We start from the raw sequence: 23,108 nt of genomic DNA, 5'->3' as shown, positions 1-23,108 counted from the left end.
ATGTAACCAATTTCTATGCTACACTTAACATCAAAGTGGAAAAGAGGGTATTCGTATGCTGTTTGATACGCATGCGCATTTAAATGCAGTCCAATACAACGAAGATTTGGAACAAGTCATTGAACGCGCCCGCGATGAAGGGGTTTCGCACATTGTCGTCGTTGGGTTTGACCGCCCGACGATCGACCGAGCGATCGAGCTGGCCGAGCGGTATCCGTTTATTTATGCGGCGGTTGGCTGGCACCCGGTCGATGCGATCGAGATGACGGACGATGACTTGCAGATGATTGAACAGCTCGCCGCCCACCCGAAAGTTGTGGCGCTCGGCGAGATGGGGCTTGACTACCATTGGGATCAATCGCCGAAAGACGTGCAACAAGAGGTGTTCCGGCGGCAAATTCGGCTGGCCAAAAAGGTGAAGCTGCCGATTATCATTCATAACCGTGAGGCGACGGCGGATATTTTAAAAATTTTGCAGGAGGAAAACGCCGCCGAAGTCGGCGGAATTATGCATTGCTTCAGCGGCAGCGTCGAAGTGGCCAAACAGTGCATAGACATGAATTTTCTCATTTCCCTCGGCGGACCGGTCACGTTTAAAAACGCGAAAAAGCCGAAGGAAGTGGCGAAGGAAATTCCGCTCAGCCATTTATTGATCGAAACAGACTGTCCATATTTAACGCCTCACCCTTTCCGCGGCAAACGAAATGAGCCGAGCTATGTCAAATATGTCGCCGAAGCGATCGCGGAGATCAAAAACGTTTCTTTTGCCGAAGTAGCGGAAACAACGGCGGAAAATGCCAAAAAATTGTTCGCTATCGACCGCTAAAATTAGGCATCGAATTGTCAGGAGGCTTGTCGAAAAACGGGCGAAGATGAAAAAGTTCTACAAATTCGGCTAAAATGGGCCAATTGTCTGTCGACAAGTCTTCCTTCCTTTTTCACTGAATTTTCTGCATAATAGAGTGTGCTCGCGCGTACATGTTAGAGGGAGAGGGGAATTTCGGAGGAAAAGGAGGCGTTCATCTGATGTTGCCGAACGGGAGGAAATGGCTGGACTTATGGAGGAAAAACGTGACCGTTACAGCGAGTGGGTTTCTCGCCATCTCTGCGACGACAGGGGTTGCCGGCTATGAGATGGCCAAAGATGATGTGACGTTGATTGCCAACGGAAAAAAACAAGAGATTCGCACTCATGCGAAAACGGTGAAAGAACTGCTTGCGGAGCAAAACATTCAACCGCGCAAAGAAGATTATGTTTATCCGTCTCTGCATTCGCCGATCACCGACGATCTCCATATCGTTTGGGAAGCGAGCAAGGAAGTGACGTTGATCGTTAATGGAAAAAAGAGGAAAATATGGACGACGGCCGATACAGTCGCGGAGCTGCTTCGCTCGCAGCACGTGGCGGTCGGGCCGCATGACAAAGTGGCGCCGGCGCTTTCGTCGAAAATTCAAAAAGGGATGGACATCGGTGTTGAAAAGGCGTTTCTGGTTCGCGTCAATGTCGGCGGTAAACAACAGCAGGCATGGACAACTTCGACTACGGTCGCTGACTTTTTGAAGCAGCAAGGGATTCAGCTAGGTCAACTCGATCGGACAGAGCCCTCCTTGCAGGAAACGGTCAAAGAACAAATGACCATTCATGTCATTCGAGTAAAAAAAGTCACCGATGTAGTGGAAGAGCCCGTCGACTTTGCCGTGGTGACAAAGCGGGATGACTCATTGCCGAAAGGAGAGCGGCGCGTCATTCAGCCTGGGGAAAAAGGGAAGGTTCAAAAAACGTACGAAGTGACGTTGGAAAACGGCAAAGAAACGGCGCGCACACTGATCGCCGCGAAGACGTTAAAAGAAAGCAAGGCGCGCATTGTCGCCATCGGCACGAAAACGGTGCGCCCGGCTGCCGCGCCCGACCGCCCGTCCTCCCGCGGCTCGGACCATGCCGCGAAGGAATTTTACGTCACCGCCACCGCCTACACCGCCTATTGTGCAGGCTGCTCAGGCATAACAAGCACGGGCATCAACTTGCGTAAAAATCCTTCCGTCAAAGTGATCGCCGTCGACCCATCCATCATCCCCCTCGGGTCGAAAGTGTATGTGGAAGGATACGGGTATGCTATTGCCGCTGACACCGGCTCAGGCATCCGTGGATATAAAATTGATGTGTTTTTCCCGGAACGGTCGGATGCGTTTCGTTGGGGCAGAAAGCGCGTGAAAATACGGGTATTGCCATAGAGATACGATGGGAGAACGAAGCGGAGGGTTTTTCCCTCTCTTTTTTTTCGCTATAATGGCATTGTGTTGCGACAGTGCGCGCCACTTCTGTTAAATTAGACGGCGCAAACAGAAAAAAGTTTCAGCGAAATGAAAAAATAATTAAGGGAAACGACTGGCGGCGAGATCATCCGCCTTACTTTTAATTTTACCGGAAAGGAGGCATTGCAGAAATAGGAAAAAGAGACTATTCCGTTGTTTCTGCAATGAGAGGATGAAAATCAAAGAAGTGATCGTTGTGGAAGGAAAAGATGATACGGCGGCGATTCGGCGCGCCGTCGATGCGGATACAATCGAGACAAACGGGGCGGCGGTGGGCGCGGATGTCATTGCGCGAATCAAGCTGGCGAAAGAGCGCCGCGGCGTGATTATTTTCACTGATCCCGACTTCCCCGGCGAAAAGATCCGCCGCACGATCGCTGAGCAAGTGCCGGGGTGCAAGCACGCCTTTTTGCCGCGCGAGGCGGCCAAAGCGAAAAACGGCAAAGGCATTGGGGTTGAATACGCGTCCCCTGACGAAATCCGTCAGGCGCTCGCCAACGTGTACGAAGAGGCGTCGGATTGGAAGGAAGAAATTACGTTTGCCGAACTGATCGAGGCTGGATTGATTGGCGGCGCGATGGCGCGCCGGCGGCGGCAGCGCCTTGGAGAGGAGCTGAACATCGGCTATGCGAACGGACGGCAGTTTTATAAGCGGCTGCAAGTGTTCCGCATTTCCCGCGACGCTTTTTATGCCGCGTTAGCGCACGTGATGCAGGAGGAGGCGGACGATGCATAAAGATATTGCAACACCGGGGCGGACGAAAGAAATTTTGGAGCGGTATGGCTTTTCGTTTAAAAAGAGCCTTGGGCAAAATTTTTTGATCGATACGAACATTTTGCGGAAAATCGTGAATGCTGCTGACATTTCCTGCGATACAGGGGCGATCGAAATTGGTCCGGGCATCGGAGCGTTGACTGAACAGCTGGCGCGGCGGGCGAAAAAAGTCGTCGCCTTTGAAATCGACAGCCGGCTGCTGCCGATTTTGGCCGATACGCTATCTCCTTATGACAACGTGCGCATCATTCACCAAGATGTATTAAAGGCCGACTTGCATGCCGTCATCGCCGAGGAATTGGCTGATGTAAGCGACCGGATGGTCGTCGCCAACTTGCCGTATTACGTGACAACGCCGATCATTATGAAGCTGCTTACCGAGCGGCTGCCAATCCGCGGCATGGTCGTCATGCTGCAAAAAGAAGTCGCCGACCGTCTCGCTGCCAAGCCAGGGACGAAAGATTACGGCTCGCTAACGATCGCCGTGCAATATTATACTGAAGCGGAAGTGGTCATGACGGTGCCGCGCACCGTCTTTATGCCGCAGCCGAACGTCGATTCCGCTGTCATTCGGCTTGTGAAGCGGCCGCGCCCGCCTGTTGTTGTCGACGATGAGGGCGTGTTTTTCCAAGTGGTGCGGGCAAGCTTCGCCCAACGCCGCAAAACGCTGCTTAACAACTTAACAAACAATTTGCTGGGCGGGAAAGAGAACAAAGAGCAAATCGAACGAGCGCTCGCTGCTTTGGGCATTGACCCGCGCCGTCGCGGAGAGACGCTTGACATCGCCGAGTTTGCCTCATTAAGCAACGCGCTGGCGCCGCTTTTCCGCAAGTAACAACTCGAAACGTTTTGCAAAAAAAAAAAAAAAACGAGGTCGGGCTTTCCATCAAGCAAAGCCGTTAAAACAGGCGTCTATCACCTATTGTCCGCGCGTGCATATCGTATGGATGACAACGATTATGCAATGGAGTGAGCGGTGATGGACGTCATTAAAATCGGCGATATTGTCGCCCGCAAGTCTTACCAATGCGATGTATTGTTTCGGGTCATTGATATTAAAGAGAAAAACGGCGAGTGGGAAGCGATTTTGTATGGTGAAGATGTGCGCCTCGTCGCTGATGCTCCGTGCAGCGATTTAGTCGTCATTGATGAGCGGGAGCAGCAGGAACGGAAAAAGCGGGAAATCGAGCTGATCGAACAATCGTACCGTCTCTTTCGCCAAGACTATCAAACGATCAAGCAAAAAGTCGAATATCGGGCGACCGGCGGATACAGGGTGGAGAAAGATTTTTTCCAAATTCCGGGGCGCGTCCTCCATTTGGACGGCGACCCGTTATATTTGCGCAAATGTATGGATTTGTATGAGCGGATCGGCGTGCCGGTGCACGGCATTTACTGCGAGGAAAGCGAAATGCCGGAAAAAGTCGGCTGCTGGATCGAGCAGTTTCGCCCTGATATTTTAGTCATCACCGGGCATGATTCGTATTCGAAATCGAAAGGAAAGGTGCATGAGTTAAAAGCGTACCGCCATTCGCGCCATTTTGTGCAAACGGTGAAAGAGGCGCGCAAAAAAGTGCCCCATTTGGACCAACTTATCATTTTCGCGGGCGCCTGCCAATCCCATTTTGAGTCTCTCATCCGCGCTGGGGCAAATTTTGCAAGTTCACCGGCGCGGGTGAACATTCACGCTCTTGATCCCGTCTACATCGTTTCGCGCCTCAGCTTCACCCCCTTTACCGAAACGATCGACGTATGGGATGTGCTGCGCAACACGCTGACCGGGGAAAAGGGGCTCGGCGGGGTGGAAACGAAAGGCGTGCTCCGCACTGGGATGCCGTTTCGCCTCATTGAGGATCGAGAGGAAAACCGCCGTAGTTGATGGGCGGTTTTTCTCTATACGTCCGTCGTATTTTTTTACAAAAAAGTTCCACATCGTACATAAAAAGAAGGATATTGTAGAAAAATATGCATTGACAGAAGCAAAAATCCCCTGATATAATCTTTATTTTTTGACTTTGGGCGCCATCTTTGTTATAATTGCAAACAGTGAGGTGGATGACGAATGCCAAAAACTTTATCCGATATTAAAAAAACGCTGGATTCGAATATCGGGAAACGGTTGACGCTGCGGGCCAATGGCGGACGCAGAAAAATGATTGAGCGTTGCGGCATTTTGGCGGAAACATATCCATCGGTATTTGTTATTGAGCTGGATCAGAAAGAGAATTCGTTTGAACGCGTATCGTTCAGTTACGCCGACGTATTGACAGAAACCGTGAAGCTGACGTTTTGGGACGATGAGCAAGCAGGGGGGCAGTAGACAGATTTGTTTGCTGCTTTTTGTTTTGTCATAAATAGGTGAACATAAAGCCGTCCTCTTCATTTCATACTAAAACTGCTGCAGCCGCCTTTTGCCCGGACAACTGCAAAGCCGGCTCGTTGATGCGCCGGTGGGTTGCCAAACGTTTCACGCCATAGCGCCAATGAACATGGAAAGGGGTTGCTGACATTGGGTCGACGCCGTGGGGTTATGTCGCAACGCTTGAAGGAAGAGCTGGCGAAAGAGCTGGGCTTTTACGATGTCGTGCAACGTGAGGGATGGGGCGCCATCCGCGCGAAAGACGCAGGAAACATGGTAAGATTGGCGATTGAACGGGCGGAACGGCAGCTGGCCGGAAAAACGGAATAGCGCCGGCGGCGGGGCGTGCTGCGGCGAGGGTGTCCCGAACGGGGCGCCCTTTTTTGCATACATAAATGGTTTGGCGTCGCCGCCGGAGCGTGGTAATATGGTAAAATGGGTTGGCGGAAAAAGTCGGATGAGACAGGGGCGAAATGACAGAGACGGAACGCAGCTGATGGGATGCCCGTCCGCTGTTCATGAATGGGAAGTAGGTGAGGATGAGTGAGGTTGTCGGTAAAAGCGCCGGCGAAAATTAATTTGTCGCTCGACGTTCTTTATAAACGCCCGGATGGCTACCATGAAGTGCAAATGGTGATGACGACGATCGATTTGGCCGATCGCATTGAACTTGTCGCGCTGCCTGAGGAAGATGCGATCCGCATCGTTTCACAAAACCGCTTTGTGCCGGACGATTGCCGCAACTTGGCGTACCAGGCGGCGAAGCTTCTTAAAGAGACGTTTTCGATCCGCCAAGGGGTCGCCATCTCCATTACGAAGCATATCCCGGTGGCTGCCGGCTTGGCGGGAGGAAGCAGCGACGCGGCAGCGACGCTGCGCGGGTTGAACAAGCTGTGGCAGCTCGGATTGACGATCGATGAACTGGCCGAGCTTGGAGCGAAAATCGGCTCGGATGTCGCTTTTTGCGTCTACGGCGGAACCGCTTTGGCGACGGGGCGCGGGGAAATCATCACCCCGATCGCTTCGCCGCCGCCGTGCTGGGTTGTATTGGCCAAACCTCCGATCGGCGTCTCGACGGCGGAAGTGTATCGGAACTTGCAGCTTGAGCATGTCAGCCATCCCGATGTCGATGCGATGGTGAGGGCGATCGAGCGGCAAGATTATACGGCGATTTGCCAGTTGGTCGGCAACGTTCTTGAGGAAGTGACGTTGAAAAAATATCCGGAAGTCGCGCATATTAAAGAACAAATGAAGCGGTTTGGCGCTGACGCGGTGTTGATGAGCGGCAGCGGGCCGACCGTGTTCGGGCTGATCGAGCACGATTCCAGAATGCAACGGGTGTATAACGGGTTGCGCGGCTTTTGCGACCAAGTGTTTGCGGTGAGATTGTTAGGGGAACGGCATTCTCTTGATTAAACACGTACATTTTTGTTAAAATGTATTTATAATATTCGGTTTCAGGAGGTCGGCTATGAAGCTAAGGCGAAGCGGCCGTTTAGTGGATATGACACATTACCTTCTTGAACGGCCACATCAGCTCATTCCGCTGACATTTTTTGCGGAGCGTTACGAATCGGCCAAATCGTCGATCAGCGAAGATTTGACCATCATTAAGCAGACGTTCGAGCAACAAGGAATCGGAACCGTTCGGACGTTGCCTGGCGCAGCCGGCGGCGTGCAATACATTCCAAAAATGGCAGCCGAGGAAGCGGAAGAAGTCGTTGCTTACTTGTGTGAACAATTGTCGCGCCCTGATCGCCTTCTTCCCGGTGGATATTTGTATATGACTGACATTCTTGGCGACCCCCGTATTATGAACAAAATCGGCCGCCTTTATGCATCAATGTTTGCCGACCGTCCGGTGGATGTCGTGATGACGATCGCCACCAACGGGATTCCGCTCGCGTATGCCATCGCCAACTTTTTGTATGTGCCCGTTGTCATCGTTCGTCATGACAATAAAGTGACCGAAGGGCCGATGGTGAGCATCAATTACGTGTCCGGTTCATCCAGGCGCATCCAAACGATGGTCTTATCGAAACGCAGCTTAGCGGAAGGAGCCAACGTGCTCATCGTTGACGACTTTATGAAGGCGGGGGGCACAATCAACGGCATGATCAGCTTGCTGCAGGAGTTTAACGGCAACGTCTCCGGCATCGGCGTGCTCGTCGAGTCGGAGGAGGCAAAAGAGCGGTTGGTCGATGAATACATTTCGCTTGTTAAACTATCGGGTGTAGATGTGAAGGAAAAGCGGATCGCTGTCAAAAAAGGCAATTACAAAGCGTTTTTATAGGCAGCTTGCTGCTTGACATAAAAATGGAGAAAGGGGACTGACCAATGAAAAAAGTGGAGACAACGAAGGCGCCGCAAGCGATCGGCCCATATTCGCAAGGGATCATCGTCAACAATATGTTTTACAGCTCCGGGCAAATCCCGCTTACTCCGGAAGGGGAATTGGTGAAAGGCGACATTCAGGCGCAGACGCATCAAGTGTTCCAAAACTTGAAAGCCGTATTGGAAGCGGCTGGCGCTTCGCTCGATACAGTGGTGAAAACGACCGTGTTTTTGAAAAACATGGATGATTTTGCAGCCATGAATGAAGTGTACAGCCAATACTTCCCGAACCATAAGCCGGCGCGCTCGTGCGTGGAAGTAGCCCGGCTGCCGAAAGACGTCCTTGTCGAAATTGAAGTGGTCGCTCTCGTTCCGTGAGACTAAACCCCACTTTTTCCCTGTATAAAATTTATAAAAAATTTTTTGAAAAAAGAAGGAAATGGCTTGAGCGCGTGGAATTAATTACATCGACTCTCATATAGGGAAAAGGTGGGTGAGCATAATGGAAGTGACAGACGTAAGATTACGCCGCGTCAATACCGAAGGACGGATGAAAGCGATCGCCTCGATTACGTTGGACAACGAGTTCGTCGTTCATGACATTCGCGTCATTGACGGGAACAACGGGCTGTTCGTTGCGATGCCGAGCAAACGCACACCGGATGGGGAGTTCCGCGATATCGCGCATCCGATCAATTCCGCCACGCGCGGAAAAATTCAAGAGGCGATCCTTGCTGAATACCACCGCCTCGGGAAGTTGGAAGAAGAACTTGAAGAAGCTGGCGCTTCGTAAACATATGAAAGGGAGCTTAGGTGAAATTCACCAGGCTCTCTATTTTTTTTGGCAGCCGCATTGTTTCCTTGAAAAGTGCTGCTGATTCATATATATTCAATTATGGATAAAAGGGTAATTGGAGGCCTTTCATGATGAAGCGATATGCGGTCATTTTGGCGGCCGGACAAGGAACGAGGATGAAGTCCAAATGGTATAAAGTGCTTCATCCCGTTTGCGGCAAGCCAATGGTTCAGCACGTCATCGACCAAGTGTCGAAACTTGGAGTGGAGAAAACGATTGCGGTAGTAGGATTTGGGGCGGAGCAGGTGAAAGAGCAGCTCGGCACCCAGTGCGAATACGCCTTGCAGGAAGAGCAGCTTGGGACGGCGCATGCGGTGATGCAGGCGGCTCCGCACTTGCGCGGCCTTGAGGGAGTGACGATCGTCGTCTGTGGGGATACACCGCTCATCACCGCTGAGACGATGGAGGCGCTCATTAGGCATCATATGGCCGCTCAGGCGAAGGCGACCGTATTGACGGCCATCGCTGATGATCCGGCCGGATATGGCCGCATTGTCCGCAACGAGGCTGGCCATGTCGAGAAAATTGTCGAACATAAAGATGCGAACGAGCAAGAGCGGACCATTCGCGAGATTAACACAGGAACGTATTGTTTTGACAACCAGACATTGTTTCAAGCGCTTACAAAAGTGACCAACCACAATGCCCAAGGCGAATATTATTTAACCGATGTGATTGAGATTATCAAAGCGGATGGCGGTGTTGTATCCGCCTATCAGGCGCCGTCGTTTGAGGAAACGATCGGTGTAAACGACCGCATCGCTCTCGCTGAAGCGGAGCGGATCATGCGCGGCCGCATTTGCCGCCAGCATATGAAAAATGGGGTTACGATCATCGATCCGGCTTCCACTTATATTTCCGCCGAGACGGTGATCGGACGCGATACGGTCATTTACCCCGGCACGGTGATTGAAGGCGAGACGGTAATCGGCGAAGATTGCACGATCGGGCCCCACTCGGAAATCAAAAATTGCCGTATCGGCGATCGGACGTCCATCCGCCATTCGGTCGCCCATGACAGCGAAATCGGTTCGGATGTGATGATCGGCCCGTTCGCCCATATTCGCCCATTGTCCAAAATCGACGATGAGGTGCGGATCGGCAACTTCGTCGAGGTGAAAAAATCGACGTTGGGCAAAGGAAGCAAGGCATCGCACTTGAGTTATATCGGCGATGCTGAAGTCGGCGCCGATGTCAATCTCGGCTGCGGGTCGATTACGGTCAACTATGATGGCGTGCATAAGCATTTGACGAAAATTGAAGACGGGGCGTTTATCGGTTGCAATGCCAATTTGATTGCGCCGGTTACGATCGGCCAAGGCGCCTACGTCGCCGCCGGATCGACGATCACTGACGACGTCCCCGGCCACGCGCTTGCCATTGCCCGCGCCCGGCAAGTCAATAAAGAAAACTATGTCGATCGCCTGCCAGGCAAGAAAAAATCTTAGCGGAGGTCTGTCATGTCTGACTGTCAGCATCAATTAAAATTATTCGCTCTGAACTCGAACATGAAGTTAGCGAAGGAAATTGCAGAAGTCCTGGGGATCGAGCTCGGCAAATGTTCCGTTTCCCGCTTCAGCGACGGGGAAATTCAAATTAACATTGAAGAAAGCATCCGCGGCGATGATGTGTTCGTCATCCAATCGACGAGCGTGCCGGTCAATGAGCATTTGATGGAGCTGCTCATTATGATCGACGCGTTAAAGCGTGCTTCGGCCCGCACGATCAACATCGTGATGCCGTATTACGGCTATGCGCGCCAAGATCGGAAAGCGCGTTCGCGTGAGCCCATTACGGCGAAGCTGGTTGCCAACTTGCTTGAAACGGCCGGAGCGTCGCGCGTCATCACGCTTGACTTGCATGCTCCGCAAATTCAAGGATTTTTTGATATTCCGATCGATCATTTGATGGGTGTGCCCATTTTGGCGGATTATTTCAAAAGCAAGCAGTTGGAAGATATTGTCGTGGTCTCCCCGGATCATGGCGGTGTCACAAGGGCGCGCAAGCTCGCCGATCGCTTGAAAGCGCCGATTGCCATTATCGATAAGCGTCGGCCGAAGCCGAACGTCGCCGAAGTGATGAACATTGTCGGACAAGTGGCGGGGAAAACAGCCATTTTGATTGACGACATTATCGATACGGCTGGCACGATTACGCTCGCGGCCAACGCTCTCGCCGAAAATGGAGCGAAGGAAGTGTATGCGTGTTGCACCCATCCGGTGTTGTCCGGCCCGGCGATCGAGCGCATTCAAAATTCGAGAATTAAGGAACTGGTCGTCACCAATTCAATTGCCTTGCCAGAAGAGAAGAAAATTGATAAAATTGTAGAGCTGTCGGTGGCGCCGCTCATTGCCGAAGCGATTACGCGCGTGTATGAAATGAAGTCTGTCAGCGTCCTGTTCGACTAACGCAAGAAAACATGTTTAGCCCTTCTTGTTTTAGGATAAAGTAGTCAATAGATTCTAATTCAGGAAGGTGAAGGAACATGGCAATTGTGTTGGAAGCGAAGGAGCGCACAGACAAAAAACGTTCAACATTGCACCGCATTCGTTCACAAGGTGGTATTCCAGCCATTTTGTACGGCAAAAAAGTCGAAAACAAAATGATTTCCGTCAGCGCTGCAGAGCTGGAGAAAGTGCTTCGTGAAGGCGGGCGCACAAGCTTGCTGACGTTGAAAGTCGGCAGCGAGGAATACTCGGTGTTGCTGCGCGAAATGCAGCGCGATCCGCTGCGCGGCGAGCTTCTTCACGCTGATTTTCAAGCGGTTGATCTATCGACCGAAGTCGATATTGACGTGGAAGTCCGCTTAGTAGGTGAGGCGCCTGGCGTGAAGGATGGCGGCGTGTTGCAGCAAAACTTGCATGAGCTGTCCATCCGTGTCTTGCCGGCAAACATTCCGCCAGCGATCGAAGTGGACATTTCCGGTTTGCAAGTCGGCGACACCGTCACCGTCGGCGACGTGCAAACAGACGGCAAATTTGAAATCAATCATGAACCTTCTGAAGTGATCGCCACGATTTTGCCGCCGCAGCAAGAGGAAGAAATCCATAGCGGCGAACAGCAAGAGGAAGGGCGGCCTGGCGCCGAAGAAGGAAGAGAAACGAAGCCAGAAGAGTGACAGACGTAACCGTTTCGGTTACGTCTTTTGTAGTATCATGCAAAGAGAGGAGCGCATCCATTGAAGCTGTTTGTTGGGCTCGGCAACCCGGGCAAGGAGTATGAGCAAACAAGGCACAATGTCGGCTTTTTTGTGATCGACGAGCTAGCGAGGCGCTGGAACGTATCGTTAAAGACCGCCAAATTTCGCGGCTTGTTCGGAACGGCGTCCGTTTCCGGCGAAAAAGTGGCATTATGCAAACCGTTGACATATATGAATTTATCAGGGGAATGTGTTCGCCCGCTCATCGATTATTACGGCATCGCCGTCGACGACGTGATCGTCATTTACGATGACCTCGACCTTCCGTCGGGGAAAATCCGCCTTCGCTTGAAAGGAAGTTCGGGCGGCCATAACGGCGTCAAATCGCTCATTCAGCACCTTGGCACCGAGCAGTTTAAGCGCATCCGCATCGGCATCGGCCGGCCGACCAGCGGGCAACCGGTCACGGACTACGTGCTCGGCCGCTTCACCGAAGAGGAGAAGCCCGCGGTGGACAAAGCGGTGCTGCGGGCCGCCGATGCGTGTGAACAGGCGGTGACGGCGCCGTTTATCCAAGTGATGAATGCGTTTAACGAGTGAATATTTTCCTCTGAACTGGTGCACAATGTGAGTACGGAAGGCGGCCGAAGCATTGGCTTTGTCTGCCTTGCGGACGGGAACAGCCCAGTGAGGAGGTTGGCTTTGGATGGCGTTGCATTACTATTGCCGCCATTGCGGCGCAAAAGTCGGAACAATTGAGCAAATGCCGATCTACAGTGAAAAACTAGGATTCCATCACTTAACGGAAGAAGAACGGCTCGAGATGATTTCATATGAGCCGAACGGCGACATTCATGTGAAAACGATTTGCGAAGACTGCCAAGAGGCGCTGGCGCGAAACCCGGAATGGCATCAATACGAAAAATTCATCCATTAAGGGCAGCTTTGGGCGACCAAAGCGTTTTTGCGTTTGCGCTAGGCTAGGAAAACGGAAAGAAACTGGCGTCGAGAGGAGGGAGAATAGGGGTGCTGTCGCTGCATCGCTATTTAGCTGAAAACCAAGATGTCCGTACGATCATCGAAGGGGTCCATGTCCGTTTGAAGGAACAGCTTGTCGCCGGGCTGTCGGGGTCGGCCCGGTCTGTTTTTATTTCTACGCTTTATAAAGAGACAGGGCGGCCGTTGTTGGTCATCGCCCACAACTTGTTTCAAGCGCAAAAAATGTATGATGATCTCGTTTCGTTGCTCGGGCCGGAAGACGTGTTCCTTTACTCGGTAAACGAGGTGATCGCTGCTGAAATGGCGGTCGCCAGCCCGGAGCTGAAGGCGCAACGCTTGGAGATTATGAACCATTGGATGCAAGGCGGAAAAGGGGTTGTCGTCTGCCCGGTCGCCGGCTTGCGGCGTTTGCTGCCGCCGCCGTCGCTTTGGAAGCAGTATTTGTTCACCTTCTCCGTGGGACAAGAACTCGATGTAGAACGTTGTAAACAGCAGTTTGTGCAAATGGGGTACAAACGGGTCGGCACTGTTTCCGCCCCCGGAGAGTTCAGCGTCCGCGGCGGCATCATCGACATTTATCCGCTGACCGCCGAGCTTCCGTACCGCATCGAGCTGTTTGATACGGAAATCGAATCGATTCGGACGTTTACCCCTGACGATCAACGTTCGCAAGGGCAAGTCGAGCGCATCACGATCGGGCCGGCCGATGAAATCATTCTCGACGAAGAGACGCGGCGCCGGGGGATCGAGCGGATTGAAGCCGGACTTGCGTCGAGTTTGGAGACAGTGAAAGATGAGGCCGCTAAACAGCGGATGTATGAACATATTCACGCTGAGCTTGAGCAACTGCGCGAGGGGCAGGAAATCGAGCAGCAATATAAATATATGTCCCTTTTTTATGAAAACGTTGCGAGTTTGCTAGATTACATGCCGGAAGACGGTGTGCTGCTCATGGACGAAATGAGCCGGCTCCAAGAAGCGGCGGAACGGTTGGACCGTGAAGAAGCGGAATGGTATACGAGTTTGCTTGACGGCGGGAAAATGATTCACGGCGTGCCGATTTCACATTCGTTTTCTGAATTGTTACAAAAACATCGGTTCCAGCGGGTATACTTGTCCTTATTTTTGCGCCATGCGCCGCATACGCATCCGCAAAATGTCGTCAATATTACGTGTAAACAAATGCAAAACTTCCATGGGCAAATGGCGCTTCTTCAATCCGAAGTCGAGCGGTGGAAAAAGGCGAACTATGCGGTCGTCTTTTTGGCGCCGGATGCGGAGCGGGTGAAAAAGCTGCAATCGTTGCTTGAAGATTATGAGATTGACGCGCTGCCGCTCGCGCGGGATGCGGCTTTGCTGCATGGCAAATGCCAGCTCCTTGAAGGCGATTTAAATACCGGGTTTGAATTGCCGTTGCAAAAAATTGCCGTTATCACAGAAGAAGAGCTGTTCAAAAAACGGGCCAAACGCCCAGTGCGCCGGCAGAAGCTGTCCAACGCCGAGCGGATCAAAAGCTATGCTGAACTGCAAGTTGGCGACTACGTCGTCCATGTGAACCATGGCATCGGGAGATATTTAGGCATCGAGACGTTAGAAATCAACGGGGTGCATAAAGATTATATCCATATCCAGTACCAAGGCGGCGATACGCTGTACGTTCCGGTCGACCAAATGGATCAAGTGCAAAAATACGTCGGCTCGGAAGGGAAAGAGCCAAAAATTTACAAACTCGGCGGTTCGGAATGGAAAAAGGTTAAAAAGAAAGTGGAATCATCCGTCCAAGATATCGCTGAAGATTTAATCAAGCTGTACGCCGAGCGCGAGGCAAGCAAAGGATATGCGTTTTCGCCGGACACCGAGATGCAGCGCGAATTTGAGGCGGCGTTTCCGTATCAAGAGACGGAAGACCAGCTTCGGTCGATTGAGGAAATTAAGCGCGATATGGAGAGCGACAAACCGATGGACCGCCTCCTTTGCGGCGACGTCGGCTACGGGAAGACGGAAGTGGCGCTGCGGGCGGCGTTTAAAGCCATTATGGACGGCAAACAAGTAGCCTTTCTCGTGCCGACGACGATTTTGGCCCAGCAGCATTACGAAACGGTGCGCGAACGGTTTCAAGGGTTCCCGATCAACGTCGGGCTGTTGAACCGCTTCCGGACGAAAAAGCAACAAGCTGAGACGATCAAAGGGCTAAAAGATGGGACGATCGATATGGTCATCGGCACGCATCGGCTGCTGTCGAAAGACGTGAAGTTTAAAGATTTAGGCTTGCTCATTATCGACGAGGAGCAGCGGTTTGGCGTGGCGCATAAAGAAAAAATCAAGCAGCTGAAGGCGAACATCGACGTACTCACCTTAACAGCGACGCCGATTCCGCGCACGTTGCATATGTCGATGATTGGTGTGCGAGATTTGTCGATCATTGAGACGCCGCCGGAAAACCGGTTTCCGGTGCAGACGTATGTGATGGAATATACGCCCGAGCTCGTCAAAGAAGCGATTGAACGCGAGCTCGCCCGCGATGGGCAGGTGTTTTTCCTTTACAACCATATTGAAGACATCGACTTGAAAGCGGAAGAAATCGCCCAGCTTGTCCCGGAAGCGCGCGTCACTTACGTGCATGGGCGCATGTCGGAAACCGAGCTTGAATCGACGATTTTGGCGTTTTTGGAAGGGCAATACGATGTGCTGGTGACGACGACGATCATCGAAACCGGCATAGATATTCCGAACGTCAACACGCTCATCGTCTACGACGCCGACCGGATGGGATTGTCGCAGCTGTACCAGCTGCGCGGGCGCGTCGGCCGCTCGAACCGCGTCGCTTATGCGTATTTTACCTATCGGAAAGATAAAGTGCTCAATGAGGCGGCGGAAAAGCGGCTGCAAGCCATTAAAGAGTTTACTGAGCTCGGCTCCGGCTTTAAAATCGCCATGCGCGATTTATCGATCCGCGGCGCAGGCAACATTCTCGGCGCCGAACAGCACGGCTTTATCGACTCGGTCGGATTCGATTTGTATTCGCAAATGTTGAAAGAAGCGATTGAAAAACGGCGCGGCATCAAGCGCGAAGACGAGCAGCCGGATGTCGTCATCGACGTCGAAGTCGACGCGTATATTCCGAGCACATACATTGCAGACGAATTGCAAAAGATCGAGATGTACAAGCGATTCAAGGCAGTGGAGACGCTCGAGGATGTCGAGGCGTTGCGCGAGGAAATGGTCGACCGATTCGGCGATTATCCGGATGAAGTCGCTTATTTGTTCCAAATTGCTGAGCTGAAGGTGTTGGCCAAGCAGCTTGGCGTCGAATCGATGAAGCAGCATAAGCAGCAAATTGACATCTTATTTACTGAGCAGGCATCGAAAACGGTGGAAATCCAGCGTCTATCTGACATCGGCCGTCGGCATGGCCGCTTGTTCGGATTTGGCATGGACGGAACGAAGCTGAAAATTGTGCTCTATATCAAGGAAATGAAGCCGCACGAGTGGCTGATGATTTTAGAGGAGACGATGCGGCGGCTGTCCGGGGTGGAAAATGAGAAATCGGTGACGGCATAATCAGGAAAAAATTTTATGATGTTTATCGTTTCCTGCCTGTGGCGATAATGAAGGATGGGCAATTTTATCTAAAATGGCCGAAATCACTTTCATCACGTATAGAACGTGGATTGTGAAGGATACTAATGACAACAATGGTGAATTCCCCATTACAAAGGGTTCATCGGAGTATCCTTCAAATCCTAGATGAAAGTGAGGGTATACAAGGCATGAAAGCAACCGGTATTGTTCGTCGTATCGATGATTTGGGAAGAGTTGTCATTCCGAAGGAAATTCGCAGAACGTTGCGCATTCGCGAGGGAGATCCGCTCGAAATATTTGTTGACCGCGATGGAGAAGTCATTTTGAAAAAATATTCGCCGATCAGTGAATTAGGCGACTTTGCCAAAGAGTACGCCGAAGCGCTGTTTGACAGCCTCGGCCAGCCTGTGCTCATTTGCGACCGCGATGTATACATCGCTGTCGCCGGCGTTTCGAAAAAAGAGTATATGAACAAAAGCGTCAGCCCGTTGGTGGAAAAAGCGATGCAAGAGCGCAATTCCATCCTCCATACGGAGGAGGGGGACGTCGAGCTCGTTGACGGGATGACAGAAACGCTGAAGTCATACACGATCGGCCCGATTGTCGCCAACGGCGATCCGATCGGAGCGGTCATCATTTTATCGCGTGAAAAAACGCTCGGTGAAGTGGAACATAAAGCAGTGGAAACGGCCGCCAGCTTTTTGGCTCGGCAAATGGAACAATAGGTGAAACGACAAGGCAGCTTCCTAGGCTGCCTTTTTTTCCGTCCAACCTAATGGGAGATTTTGAATTCCTTCACCGTTCTCCGGCTTGCGGAACGGCGTGTAGGCTATGCCGGCCGACCATCGCCTTTGTCCAGCGGGCCAAAGTTGCGTTATAATATCGAGCGTAGCCAATGGGGCGCCCGGCGGCTTCTATCGCTTCCGGCGTTTAGGTTGGGCGGGTTGTCTATGCGAGAGGAGAAACCGTATGGGAAACGTATGGAAAGGGGCGGCGATCTTAACGGCCGCCGCTTTGACGGCGAAACTGTTCAGCGCTTTGTACCGTGTTCCGTACCAAAATATGGTGGGGGACATTGGTTTTTATATTTATCAACAAGTGTACCCGATTTATGGCATCGTCGTCGCGCTCTCGCTGACCGGTTATCCGGTTGCTGTCTCGAAGCTTGTCGCCGAGCGGCTGGCGGAACGGGATGAAGCGGGGGCTGCGGCTGTTGTGCGCGCTGCCTTGTTGGTGTTAAGCATCCTTGGCGCCATCTTGTTCGCCACGCTGTACCTAGGGGCGGGGGTGATTGCCGCGGCGATGGGCGACAGACGGCTTGCGCCGCTCGTGCGCTTGCTTTCGTTTTCGTTTTTGCTGTTTCCGCCCATCGCGTTGTTGCGCGGCTATTTCCAAGGGCGGCATGATATGACGCCGACGGCGGCGTCTCAGGTCGGCGAGCAGTTCGTGCGGGTGGCGGCGATTTTAGGGCTGTCGTATGGGGCGGTGCAGCGCGGCGCCGACGTCTATGCTTGCGGCATGGCGGCGGTCGCTGGGACGCTAGTAGGCATGGCGGCGGCGCTTCTCATTTTGCTTTTCTGTCTGTCTCGGCGCCGGAGGCTAAAAACGACGGGCCGCACGCCGCCGGCTTGGGATCGACAGGTGGGACGGCGTTTATTGACGGCTGGGACAGTCATTTGCTTGACGAATATGGCGTTGACGCTGATTCCACTCGTCGATTCATTTTTATTCGTTCCGCTTCTACAGGAAGCAGGGGCAAGGCTCGACGAGGTGCAGCGGCTAAAAGGAGTGTACGACCGCGGTCAGCCGCTCATTCAGCTCGGCACGGTCGTCGGCACGTCGTTTTCATTGGCGCTTGTTCCGTTTATTTCCAGTTCCCGCCGCCAAGTCGTCGCTTTCGCCTATGGAGCGTTGTCCATCCGGCTCGCTGTTGTCATTGGGCTTGGCGCTTCGTTAGGGCTCATTTGCCTTATTCGACCGATCAATGCGATGTTGTTTGAAAATGAATATGGCTCAGCAATGCTTGCTGTTTTGTCCGCCTCCGTCTTTTTTACGACGATCGCGTTGACCGCCTCTGCATTGTTGCAAGGAATGGAAAGGGAATGGAGGGCCGCTGCGGGCGTGGCGCTGGCGGTGGCGGGGAAAATCGTGCTCATGCATTGGCTTGCTCCATTGAGCGGGGCGCTTGGCGCCGCCGCGGCGACGACGGGCGCTTATGCACTTATGGCGGGCTTTTTATACGCTTCGTTGCCGCGGGAATATCGGATGATGGGCGGGAAGTACGTGTACCCAACCATAAAGGCGGCTGTTGTGATGGTCGCTGTGCTGCAAGGGTATGTATGGCTGATGGACGCTTCCGGAGGGGAGCGCCTATGGGCGGCCGCCGAGGCGCTTGGCGGGGTTGCCATTGGTGCTGTCGTCTATCTTGCGTGCATTGTGAAAGGCCGTGTTTTTTCTGAACAGGAGTTGGCTGCTTTGCCGTTGGCCAATAAATTTCGTCTACGATTAGGGGGCAGGTGATCGGCGATGAATACGATTTATGTGTTCGGTCTTGGCGCCGGAGATGTGGAACAGCTGCCGGTCGGCGTGTATCGAAAGCTAAAACAGGCGCATCCGCTCTTTTTGCGGACGAAAGAACACCCGGCGGTAAAATGGCTTGAAGAGGAAGGAATTGCGTTTACGTCATTTGATGAAGTGTATGAAAAGCATGAGCAGTTTGCTGATGTGTACGCCGAAATCGTCGATCGATTGACGGAACAGGCGAAGCGCGGCGATGTGTTTTACGCTGTTCCCGGCCATCCGCTTGTCGCCGAGCGGACGGTGCAGCTTCTTTTCGAAGCCGAGCGGCGCGGCGTCTGCCGAATCGTCATCCAAGGCGGCCAAAGCTTTTTGGATGCGCTGTTTGCGGCGGTGCGCATCGATCCGATTGAAGGATTTCAGCTGTTGGATGCGACTGCGTTTCACGATGAAGAGTGGTCGCCTTCGCTTCATACGGTCTTTTGCCAAGTGTATGATTCGTTTGTTGCCTCGAACGTGAAGCTTTCCTTGATGGAGCAGCTTCCTGACAATTACCCGGTCTACATTGTCACCGCAGCGGGCACGAAGGATGAGCAAGTGAAGCGCGTGCCGCTTTATGAACTGGATCGCCAAACGGCGCTTGACAACTTGACAAGCGTCTATGTGCCGCCGGTGAAGGATGAGCCGTTGCTTTATCACCGGTTTGAGACGCTGCGCCGCGTCATCGCGACGCTCCGAGGGCCGAACGGCTGTCCGTGGGACCGGAAACAGACGCATGCATCGCTGAAACGCTATTTGCTTGAGGAGGCGTATGAGCTGCTTGAAGCGATTGATGAGGACGACGATGACCATATGGTCGAAGAGCTCGGCGATGTATTGCTGCAAGTAATGCTCCATGCGCAAATTGGCGCTGACCGCGGGGTGTTTTCGATCGACGACGTCATCCGCACGCTGACGGCGAAAATGATCCGCCGCCATCCGCACGTGTTTGGTGATGTCACGGCTGAGACGGCTGAACAAGTCGTTGCCAACTGGGAGAAGATCAAAGAGAAAGAAAAGGGAGGCGGACGGCCGGAATCAATTCTTGCCGACATTCCGAAAAGTTTGCCGGGGACGATGCGGGCGTATGAGCTGCAGAAAAAAGCAGCGAAAGTCGGGTTTGACTGGGATGACGCCGCACCGATCTGGCAAAAAGTCGAAGAAGAAATGGCGGAGTTTCGAACCGAAACGTCCGGCGGCCGCCGCGATCGGCTTGTCGGCGAATTTGGCGATCTGTTGTTTGCGCTCATCAACCTAGCCCGTTATTACGGAATTCAGCCGGAAGAAGCACTGCAAATGGCGAACGACAAATTTGCCCGCCGTTTCGCCTATATTGAGGAACAAGTGCGAAAAAGCGGCCGGCCGATCACTTCGTTTTCGCTTGCCGAGCTTGACCGCTTTTGGGAAGAAGCTAAAGAAAATGAATGATAGGGGGATCATGCATGCGTCTTGATAAATTTTTAAAAGTGTCCCGTCTCATCAAACGCCGCACGCTGGCGAAGGAAATCGCTGATCAAGGAAGAGTGTGGATCAACGGCCATGTCGCCAAAGCGAGTTCTGATGTGAAAGTCGGCGACGAATTGACGATTCAATTTGGGCAAAAGCGGGTAACGGTAAAAGTGACGGATCTAAAAGAGACAACAAAAAAAGAGGACGCTGCCGGTCTGTACGAATTGATCCGTGAAGAACGGACCGCTCCGGCATCGGAACAAGACGACGTTTAATTTGTCCTGCAGGCTTGTTCTAAACCATTCCCCGCTGACATACATATGGTACAAACAACGGGTGAGAAAAGGCGATTGGCCTTGACGGCGTTCATTACTAAATGGAAATGCGGGGGATGAAACATGAACCGACACGATGAATTCAGCGGAAGTACGAACAAAGGCCTGGTCCAGGAACATGATGTGATTATGCGTGGCCGGCGTCTTCTTGACATCACCGGGGTGAAACAAGTCGAGAGCTTTGACAATGAAGAATTTTTGCTTGAAACGGTCATGGGCTTTTTGGCGATCCGCGGGCAAAACTTGCAAATGAAAAACTTGGATGTCGACAAAGGCGTCGTTTCGATTAAAGGACGCATTTTTGACCTCGTTTATTTAGACGACCATCAGGAGAAGGCTAAAGGATTCTTTAGCAAGTTGTTCAAATGAATGTCAGCCTGCAGCTATACACCATGCTGGCGATGATCGGCATGGGAGGCTGGCTCGGCATGGCGTGGGATGCGTACAGCCGGCTGTTTAAGCGGCATGAGCGGGCGCATTGGCTCGTCTTTGTGAACGACGTGCTGTTCTGGACAGTGCAGGCGTTCATCGTGTTTTATGTTCTTCTGCTCGTCAATGAAGGCGAGCTTCGCTTTTATCTTTTTTTGGCGCTTTTATGCGGGTATGCGGCGTACCAAAGTCTGCTCCGCTCCTGGTATGTTCGTGTGCTTGAGTGGCTCATTGGGCTGGCAGTACGGTTCGGACAGGCGCTCGCTCAGCTGTTCCGCGTCATGATCATTCGCCCGCTCGTTCTCCTTGGGCAAATGGCGCTGGCGCTTCTATTGTTCGCCTGGCGGCTTTTGTTGTGGATCGCCCGGTTTCTGCTGCTTGCCGCTTGGAAGACGATCTGCCTTTTGTTCGCCCCGCTGCGGTGGACGGGCATCATCATTTGGCGGCGGGTGCCGCCGCCAAGACGAGACGGGGTGGGAAAATTTTTTCGCCGTTTAAAAGGATTTGCTGGACAAATCAAGAATACAAAAGAGAAAATAAGCATGTGGCTTGCGAAATGGCGCGAGTAAAAGAGGTGTAAACACGATGAACGTGCCCCGGAGAACGAACGTGACGAAGCTGTCGTCGACGTATATGGCGGAGCATGAAGAGAAAAAGCAAAAGGCGGCGAGAAGGCGGCGGGCTGTCGCTGTCCGTTTGGCTGTTTGGTCGTTATTGTTTGCGATGTTCGCCTCTGCACTTGTCTACACCTTGCATTCGCAGGCGAAGGCGATCAATGCGAAAACGGCGGAGCAACAAAAGCTGAAAGAGGAGCTCGCGAAGCTTGGCCGGCAGGAAAAGCAGCTGAAAGAGGAAATAAAAAAGCTGCATGATGATGACTACATCGCTGAGCTGGCGCGAAAAAAATATTACTTATCGAAAGATGGGGAAATCATTTTCGTCTTGCCGGAAAAATAAGGATGCTTGCGAATGCCCGTTTTACACGGGCGTTCGTCATATTGACACGCATTTTTTTCATTCGCTATAATAAAAAAAACACCATCTTTAAAGCGTTTTAAGGAGGAGCACTTTTTTTATGTCGATTGAAGTAGGCAGCAAGTTACAAGGCAAGGTCACGGGCATTACGAAATTTGGGGCGTTTGTGGAGCTGCCGGAGGGGGTCACTGGACTCGTTCACATTAGCGAGGTAGCCGATAACTATGTCAAAGACATCAACGATCATCTGAAAGTCGGCGATATGGTGTACGTCAAAGTCATCAACGTCGGTCAAGATGGAAAAATCGGCTTGTCCATCCGCAAAGCAAAAGACACGCCTTCTTCGCAGCGGCCGCGCCACCGAAACGACCGCTCCGCGGCGGACAGCTTGGAACAAAAAATCAGCCGGTTCTTAAAAGAGAGTGAGGATCGATTGGCATCGTTGCGCCGTCATACGGAGTCGAAGCGGGGAGGTCGTGGAGCGAGACGGGGGTAACTTGCTGCTGAAAGATTGCTCGAAGGATGACAAATAGAGGAACCCAGCATCCATCGCGATGGATGCTTTTTTGTTTCGATCGTAAAAATACTCGAGCTCTCAAATGTCCGACATGATAACATCCCACGGAAGGATAATGGCGATGAAACCTTTTTCGTCATGAGAGTCTATATGGAACAAGAGAATGCATTTTTCGCCTCTATGTATTGACAATCGTCATCTCCTCCGTTATGATATTAACTGTTGTCACACGGCGGTGTAGCTCAGCTGGCTAGAGCGTACGGTTCATACCCGTGAGGTCGGGGGTTCGATCCCCTCCACCGCCATCAACCATTGAAAACGGCCCGTTGGTCAAGTGGTTAAGACACCGCCCTTTCACGGCGGTAACACGGGTTCGAATCCCGTACGGGTCATCGCAAACGAGCATGCGCCATCAAGCGACATGCTCGTTTTTCTTTTTTGTCTCTTTCTGTCGGAACAAGCCTGTTGACCATGTTTTGCCGTGGAAAAC

General features: G+C 52.3%; 25 protein-coding genes and 2 tRNA genes. All 27 read left to right on the top strand.

The genetic code is table 11. The features are described from left to right. Window positions 1–55 precede the first annotated feature (55 nt). The gene (locus GJ1_RS08385; protein WP_066231058.1) at window positions 56–826 is read left to right on the top strand and encodes a TatD family hydrolase; all 771 of its coding nucleotides are present in this window, start codon (window positions 56–58) and stop codon (window positions 824–826) included. Between the two features lie 200 nt (window positions 827–1,026). After that, window positions 1,027–2,232: a G5 and 3D domain-containing protein gene (locus tag GJ1_RS08380; protein WP_066231055.1), complete on the top strand. Its 1,206-nt coding sequence runs from the start codon at window positions 1,027–1,029 to the stop codon at window positions 2,230–2,232. Window positions 2,233–2,485: 253 nt separating this feature from the next. Beyond that, window positions 2,486–3,049 carry a ribonuclease M5 gene (rnmV, locus tag GJ1_RS08375; RefSeq protein WP_066231052.1) on the top strand — a complete coding sequence of 188 codons (564 nt, stop codon included), beginning with the start codon at window positions 2,486–2,488 and terminating at the stop codon, window positions 3,047–3,049. Beyond that, window positions 3,042–3,923, top strand: a complete 882-nt coding sequence (gene rsmA, locus GJ1_RS08370) for a 16S rRNA (adenine(1518)-N(6)/adenine(1519)-N(6))-dimethyltransferase RsmA (RefSeq protein WP_066231049.1) — start codon at window positions 3,042–3,044, stop codon at window positions 3,921–3,923. The genes rnmV and rsmA overlap by 8 nt, the downstream gene beginning before the upstream one ends. A gap of 144 nt (window positions 3,924–4,067) precedes the next feature. Continuing rightward, on the top strand, window positions 4,068–4,967 hold the full coding sequence (yabG, locus tag GJ1_RS08365) for a sporulation peptidase YabG (RefSeq protein ID WP_066231046.1): 900 nt from the start codon (window positions 4,068–4,070) through the stop codon (window positions 4,965–4,967). Between the two features lie 183 nt (window positions 4,968–5,150). Then, window positions 5,151–5,408 (top strand): biofilm formation stimulator Veg, encoded by a 258-nt coding sequence (gene veg, locus GJ1_RS08360; protein ID WP_011229553.1) that lies wholly within the window; start codon window positions 5,151–5,153, stop codon window positions 5,406–5,408. 189 nt (window positions 5,409–5,597) lie between these two features. After that, complete coding sequence (locus GJ1_RS08355; protein WP_011886605.1) at window positions 5,598–5,777, top strand: small, acid-soluble spore protein, alpha/beta type; 180 nt, start codon at window positions 5,598–5,600, stop codon at window positions 5,775–5,777. Window positions 5,778–5,990: 213 nt separating this feature from the next. Beyond that, window positions 5,991–6,863 carry a 4-(cytidine 5'-diphospho)-2-C-methyl-D-erythritol kinase gene (gene ispE / locus GJ1_RS08350; protein ID WP_066231043.1) on the top strand — a complete coding sequence of 291 codons (873 nt, stop codon included), beginning with the start codon at window positions 5,991–5,993 and terminating at the stop codon, window positions 6,861–6,863. Between the two features lie 55 nt (window positions 6,864–6,918). Further along, window positions 6,919–7,740 (top strand): pur operon repressor, encoded by an 822-nt coding sequence (gene purR, locus GJ1_RS08345; RefSeq protein ID WP_066231041.1) that lies wholly within the window; start codon window positions 6,919–6,921, stop codon window positions 7,738–7,740. Window positions 7,741–7,784: 44 nt separating this feature from the next. After that, the gene (locus GJ1_RS08340) at window positions 7,785–8,159 is read left to right on the top strand and encodes a RidA family protein (RefSeq protein ID WP_066231038.1); all 375 of its coding nucleotides are present in this window, start codon (window positions 7,785–7,787) and stop codon (window positions 8,157–8,159) included. A gap of 124 nt (window positions 8,160–8,283) precedes the next feature. After that, on the top strand, window positions 8,284–8,574 hold the full coding sequence (spoVG, locus tag GJ1_RS08335; protein WP_003247437.1) for a septation regulator SpoVG: 291 nt from the start codon (window positions 8,284–8,286) through the stop codon (window positions 8,572–8,574). 131 nt (window positions 8,575–8,705) lie between these two features. Next, a complete protein-coding gene (gene glmU / locus GJ1_RS08330; RefSeq protein ID WP_066231035.1) occupies window positions 8,706–10,085 on the top strand; it encodes a bifunctional UDP-N-acetylglucosamine diphosphorylase/glucosamine-1-phosphate N-acetyltransferase GlmU in 1,380 nt (459 codons plus the stop codon). A gap of 12 nt (window positions 10,086–10,097) precedes the next feature. Further along, on the top strand, window positions 10,098–11,045 hold the full coding sequence (locus tag GJ1_RS08325) for a ribose-phosphate diphosphokinase (RefSeq protein WP_066231032.1): 948 nt from the start codon (window positions 10,098–10,100) through the stop codon (window positions 11,043–11,045). 77 nt (window positions 11,046–11,122) lie between these two features. Beyond that, window positions 11,123–11,755 (top strand): 50S ribosomal protein L25/general stress protein Ctc, encoded by a 633-nt coding sequence (locus GJ1_RS08320; protein WP_066231028.1) that lies wholly within the window; start codon window positions 11,123–11,125, stop codon window positions 11,753–11,755. 60 nt (window positions 11,756–11,815) lie between these two features. Next, entirely contained in the window at window positions 11,816–12,376 is a 561-nt protein-coding gene (pth, locus tag GJ1_RS08315) for an aminoacyl-tRNA hydrolase (protein ID WP_066231026.1), read from the top strand. 106 nt (window positions 12,377–12,482) lie between these two features. Next, window positions 12,483–12,713 (top strand): anti-sigma-F factor Fin, encoded by a 231-nt coding sequence (gene fin, locus GJ1_RS08310; protein ID WP_011229562.1) that lies wholly within the window; start codon window positions 12,483–12,485, stop codon window positions 12,711–12,713. Window positions 12,714–12,802: 89 nt separating this feature from the next. After that, a complete protein-coding gene (gene mfd, locus GJ1_RS08305; RefSeq protein WP_066231024.1) occupies window positions 12,803–16,336 on the top strand; it encodes a transcription-repair coupling factor in 3,534 nt (1,177 codons plus the stop codon). 209 nt (window positions 16,337–16,545) lie between these two features. Next, window positions 16,546–17,082 carry a stage V sporulation protein T gene (gene spoVT, locus GJ1_RS08300; protein WP_066231021.1) on the top strand — a complete coding sequence of 179 codons (537 nt, stop codon included), beginning with the start codon at window positions 16,546–16,548 and terminating at the stop codon, window positions 17,080–17,082. A gap of 244 nt (window positions 17,083–17,326) precedes the next feature. Next, on the top strand, window positions 17,327–18,877 hold the full coding sequence (locus GJ1_RS08295) for a putative polysaccharide biosynthesis protein (RefSeq protein WP_066231018.1): 1,551 nt from the start codon (window positions 17,327–17,329) through the stop codon (window positions 18,875–18,877). Between the two features lie 6 nt (window positions 18,878–18,883). After that, entirely contained in the window at window positions 18,884–20,341 is a 1,458-nt protein-coding gene (gene yabN, locus GJ1_RS08290; RefSeq protein WP_066231015.1) for a bifunctional methyltransferase/pyrophosphohydrolase YabN, read from the top strand. A 14-nt stretch (window positions 20,342–20,355) separates the two neighbouring features. After that, a complete protein-coding gene (locus GJ1_RS08285) occupies window positions 20,356–20,637 on the top strand; it encodes an RNA-binding S4 domain-containing protein (RefSeq protein WP_066231009.1) in 282 nt (93 codons plus the stop codon). Window positions 20,638–20,760: 123 nt separating this feature from the next. Then, window positions 20,761–21,066, top strand: a complete 306-nt coding sequence (gene yabP, locus GJ1_RS08280) for a sporulation protein YabP (RefSeq protein WP_066231006.1) — start codon at window positions 20,761–20,763, stop codon at window positions 21,064–21,066. Beyond that, on the top strand, window positions 21,063–21,695 hold the full coding sequence (yabQ, locus tag GJ1_RS08275) for a spore cortex biosynthesis protein YabQ (RefSeq protein WP_066231004.1): 633 nt from the start codon (window positions 21,063–21,065) through the stop codon (window positions 21,693–21,695). Before yabP ends, yabQ begins: the two co-directional genes overlap by 4 nt. Window positions 21,696–21,711: 16 nt before the next feature. Next, on the top strand, window positions 21,712–22,083 hold the full coding sequence (locus GJ1_RS08270) for an FtsB family cell division protein (protein WP_066231002.1): 372 nt from the start codon (window positions 21,712–21,714) through the stop codon (window positions 22,081–22,083). A 118-nt stretch (window positions 22,084–22,201) separates the two neighbouring features. Next, window positions 22,202–22,597: a S1 domain-containing RNA-binding protein gene (locus GJ1_RS08265; RefSeq protein WP_066230999.1), complete on the top strand. Its 396-nt coding sequence runs from the start codon at window positions 22,202–22,204 to the stop codon at window positions 22,595–22,597. A 252-nt stretch (window positions 22,598–22,849) separates the two neighbouring features. Next, window positions 22,850–22,923 (top strand) — tRNA-Met (locus GJ1_RS08260). 15 nt (window positions 22,924–22,938) lie between these two features. Next, a tRNA-Glu gene (locus tag GJ1_RS08255) sits at window positions 22,939–23,010 on the top strand. Window positions 23,011–23,108: the final 98 nt, after the last annotated feature.

It is taken from the genome of Geobacillus jurassicus NBRC 107829, from assembly GCF_001544315.1.
In the GTDB taxonomy this organism is placed as follows: domain Bacteria; phylum Bacillota; class Bacilli; order Bacillales; family Anoxybacillaceae; genus Geobacillus; species Geobacillus jurassicus.
The sequence above is the reverse complement of the archived record's forward strand: the minus strand, read 5'-3'. Positions and strand labels throughout refer to the sequence as shown.